The sequence below is a fragment of the Streptomyces coryli genome (genome assembly GCF_011044975.1).
GTDB lineage: Bacteria > Actinomycetota > Actinomycetes > Streptomycetales > Streptomycetaceae > Streptomyces > Streptomyces coryli.
Genome location: NZ_JAAKZV010000433.1, coordinates 1 through 3,604, shown reverse-complemented (window position 1 = coordinate 3,604; position 3,604 = coordinate 1). Strand labels below are relative to the sequence as shown.

The 3,604-nt window shown below is 66.6% G+C and carries 5 protein-coding genes and 1 tRNA gene; 3 read left to right on the top strand and 3 right to left on the bottom strand.

The annotated features are described in order from the left end of the window. Positions 1-20: 20 nt before the first annotated feature. Positions 21-644 (bottom strand): DUF1707 SHOCT-like domain-containing protein, encoded by a 624-nt coding sequence (locus G5C51_RS40725; RefSeq protein WP_165245790.1) that lies wholly within the window; start codon positions 642-644, stop codon positions 21-23. 46 nt (positions 645-690) lie between these two features. Here G5C51_RS40725 and G5C51_RS40720 point away from each other — a divergent pair, with 46 nt between their 5' ends. The 3 genes from G5C51_RS40720 to G5C51_RS40710 all read left to right on the top strand — a co-directional run bounded on the left by G5C51_RS40720 (position 691) and on the right by G5C51_RS40710 (position 2,166). Continuing rightward, on the top strand, positions 691-1,011 hold the full coding sequence (locus G5C51_RS40720; protein WP_165245788.1) for a DUF6191 domain-containing protein: 321 nt from the start codon (positions 691-693) through the stop codon (positions 1,009-1,011). 96 nt (positions 1,012-1,107) lie between these two features. Next, positions 1,108-1,464, top strand: coding sequence for a hypothetical protein (locus tag G5C51_RS40715; RefSeq protein ID WP_165245786.1), 357 nt, complete (start codon positions 1,108-1,110; stop codon positions 1,462-1,464). A gap of 213 nt (positions 1,465-1,677) precedes the next feature. Next, entirely contained in the window at positions 1,678-2,166 is a 489-nt protein-coding gene (locus G5C51_RS40710; RefSeq protein ID WP_165245784.1) for a DUF4265 domain-containing protein, read from the top strand. A gap of 25 nt (positions 2,167-2,191) precedes the next feature. On the opposite strand, the gene G5C51_RS40705 is transcribed toward G5C51_RS40710, so the two are convergent. After that, entirely contained in the window at positions 2,192-2,776 is a 585-nt protein-coding gene (locus G5C51_RS40705) for a hypothetical protein (RefSeq protein WP_165245782.1), read from the bottom strand. Positions 2,777-3,321: 545 nt separating this feature from the next. Next, positions 3,322-3,396 (bottom strand) — tRNA-Val (locus G5C51_RS40700). Positions 3,397-3,604 lie beyond the last annotated feature (208 nt).

Sequence of the window (3,604 nt, the reverse complement as noted above, 5' to 3'; positions counted from 1 at the left end):
GTGCCGGGGGGCGGGGGTGCTCAGCCGCCGTGCGCGGACTTGCGCAGCAGCCACTGGCCGAAGGTGCGCCGCGCGGGCCGTACGACGATGCGGCCGTGCGCCTTCTGGCCGGTCAGCTCGACGCGCAGCACGGTCGGGGCCGCGGCGGCGTCCGGAGCCTGCCGGATCCTGACCTTGACGTGCGCCAGGCTCAGACCGTCGGTGTCGACCACGATGCCCGGCCTGGTGATCAGCGTCAGCGTCTTGCCCATGGTGTGGAGATCGAGGTGCAGGACACCGTGCGTGATCACCGCCTGGGTGAAGTCGAGCGTCACGGCGCACCACTGCGTCGCCAGCTCCATCCGCCGCGGCACCACCCACCGCCCCTCGCGCCTGATCGCGCCGCTGTGCGCCTGCTCGATGCGTACGACGTCCTTGGCCTCGGCGATGCCCGCCCCACCGGCCATCGCGGACACGGCCGGCAGGTCGACGGTCAGCCCGGCCAGCTCCCCCTGAGTACGAGCAGCCAACGCGGCCCCCACCCGCTCATCAAGCTCCGCAGCCGTCAGCCGCCCGTCCCCCGCCGCAACCCGCAGCACCTCCACCACGCGATCCCGATCCGCGTGCGAGGCCCGCAACCCGGCGGGTGAGATCTCTCCCGACATGTTCTAACGCTATATCGCGAGTTGCGGACGTGGCGATACTGGGGCCATGGAACTCGTCGTCTTCATGACCCTGCCGGGCCTGGTCATCCTGCTGACCCTGCTCGCCTTCGTGGACCAGCTGATGCTCCGCGCCGGCCGGGCAGGCGCCCTGCCGTGGCGCAACAGCGCCCGCCAGGGCCAGATCTCAGCGACGGGCTTCGAGCAACTCCACGCCAGCTTCTCCCCAGGCAAACAAACCGAACTCAAGGAACGCCAGTCAGCCTTGCTGATGCGCGACGACGAGGAGGACGGCGCCCCACCACACCGGACGACAGTGGACTTGGCGGGCCGGAAGGCCGTCATCAGAATGCCCCGGACCGAGCAATAAAAGAGCCCCGGACCGATCCGACATCTGCCTGGCAAGTTCGTCCAGAAGCCACCCGGCATGGTGTGCCGGATCTCGTCGTCGGCGCATACTCGACGGGTGGATATACGGGTGAAGACCTTCGCTGCCGAGGCAGCAAGCCGTATGGATGCCGCTCTGGGCGGACTGGGGTTCACCGGGCCGGAGGTCAACCAAGGGCACAATACCTATCCACTTGTGATCACCGTCCGCTATCACCGGAGCGACGTGAGCCTCAAGATATCCCTGATCCTGACCTACGCCGGTGAGGAGTACGTCTCCACGACGCTGCAGGAGCACCGAGAAGCTCCACAGAAAGCACGACGCGTTGAGGTGGGTACCAACACCGCCCACACCGGCTACCAGATGCGACGGGCTCTCGAGCAGCAAGCCCAAGCAGTTTCTGATCGCCTCCGGCACCCGGATCAGCACGACTGAGACGGACTCCATCTCCACAGCGACGACGAGCGCATCGTCCCCTGCGAGCTCCTGCGCTGGTTCATGGGGCACGTGACCGAATAGGTTGAACGCTGCCGTGCCGCATTCGAGCGAAGAGTCCCAGAAGCCCAATTCACCGGGTTGAGCCGGCGCTGCTTCGGCGACGGCTCAGGTTGCCCGCCGCTTATCAGCGGAGACCTCTATTGCAGGATCTTGCGGTCGGAACCCAGCCCCGGGAGGCACGCCATCACCATCATCACGCACGAGAACCCGATCGGCCGGGGCCCGTCGAACTACATGATCCACGCCGACCTGTCCGAACGGGAGGCTGGCTGGCGCGAGCAGTTGTGGACCCGCCAGATCGCCGAGGACCGGTTTGAGATCGCCTGTCTGCCCTTCTTCACACACGGGATCTCGTACCGCGATGTGGTGACCATCGACAGCAACCACCTGGTGTCCGCCGTGGTACAGAAGTCCGGCCACCGGATCCTGCGTGTCGCACTCGTCGCCGGGTACCGAAACCGGGACCAGCTGCACGCACTCCTTCACAGCAAGGTTGCCGAAGCCGACCTGCCTCACGAATGGCTTCAAGGCACGTACCTCGCCGTGGACCTCGCCCCAGGAACCGACCCGGCGCCCCTCATCGCGGCGCTGGAATCCCCCGCCCAAGAAGGCGCCCTCCACTGGGAGATCGATTCCTGATCCACAACTCGTTCCGATAGGAGCCCTAAGGTGCATCCCGTGGTGCCCGCGGGCTGTTCGCGAGGTGAGCAAGGCCCTGCCGGAGGACGGCCTGGACTCCTGGGGCCAGGTGGTGGGACCACGGTGGGGCGTTCTCCCCGCGGAGCGCGCTGTAATAGGCGAGGGCATAGCCGAATTGGCGCACCGAGAGATAGCCAAGGTGATGAGTGGGGTCCAGAGAGTTGCCGGTAAGCATCCGCTCGGTGAGGTCGCCCAGGGGCAGGACGGAGAACCCTCGGACGGACTTGGTGAAGCGATAGGCGGCGTTGGCGGTGAAGACACCCATGCCGAGGTAGACCGTGACGAGGTCGGTGAGCTTTTCCTCGTCCACGCTGAGGCCTTGCACACGGTTCTCGTAGCGGAGCCGGACATGGGCGAGTTCGTGGGCGACGATGGCTGCGAAGGTCTCCGGCTTCGCGGCCTGGCTGATGTCCAGAGCGATCTCTGGCTGCCCGCCGAGAGTGCGATACCGCCCAACCGCTCGCCGGTTCTCTACTCCGTAGGGTCCAGTGTGCGAGTCGGTGGCGGGAGTCTCGAAGAGCCGCACGGCGACCTCGTTCCTCACTCCCATGACTGCACGGATGCGCTTGACCAGCTGCTCAGTCCGCTCCTGGGTGCCGTCGAAGCGCCGAGGGACGAGCGTTGGGCCGGCCACGAACGCCGCCGCTTCCAGTGGCCTTGATCCGAACTCTGCCCGGCACCACCGCAGCCACCGCTCGATCCACTCTTGCTCCCCAGGTGGCACAGGCGAGTCACCGGATGGCTCGGGGCGAACCCAGGGTTTGGGCTCAGGGTCCGGCACAGGTCGGGACCGCCGCCCCCGCTTTCGAGCGCGTCCATTCATGGCCATGACATCCCCCAATGTCCGTACTTTACCGTGCGGCCGGTGCGTAGAGACTTCCCTGACCGGCACTCATGCTCACGATCGCTCTTGGCTTCCGGCGGGCGAGATTGTCGGCCTGCGGTGGGGATGACGTAGAGATCCGCGTCACACGGCAACGGCAGCGTGCACATCGAGCGACTGCTCACACCAGGCCGACCGTCAGTGACCTCGGACGTTGATGTCAGATCTGATGTCAAAGACCCCCAGCCATGATCGGCTGGGGGGCTCTGCGCTGGTGGGCGCGGACGGTTTCGAACCGCCGACATCTGCCTTGTAAGGGCAGCGCTCTACCGCTGAGCTACGCGCCCGGGGTGAGTCGACAGCCTACATTGCCAGGATGCCCTGGTCGAAAAACATCAATCGTGAGCGGTGGCTGCTGGCGGTCGAGGTGGATGTCAATTACGGGCTGGTGGAGGGTCGGGGGATCGGGGTCGTCGCCGATGCGTCCGTGCGGGTCGTGTGGGCCTGGTCGCCGCGGGCTCGGGTGGTGGCGCTCGGGCCGGGGGTGGGTCGAGG

Excerpts from the sequence above, each read along its gene's own strand:
- G5C51_RS40725 (WP_165245790.1), bottom strand. The coding sequence starts at position 644 with ATGTCGGGAGAGATCTCACCCGCCGGGTTGCGGGCCTCGCACGCGGAT.
- G5C51_RS40720 (WP_165245788.1), top strand. The coding sequence starts at position 691 with ATGGAACTCGTCGTCTTCATGACCCTGCCGGGCCTGGTCATCCTGCTG.
- G5C51_RS40705 (WP_165245782.1), bottom strand. The coding sequence starts at position 2,776 with ATGGGAGTGAGGAACGAGGTCGCCGTGCGGCTCTTCGAGACTCCCGCC.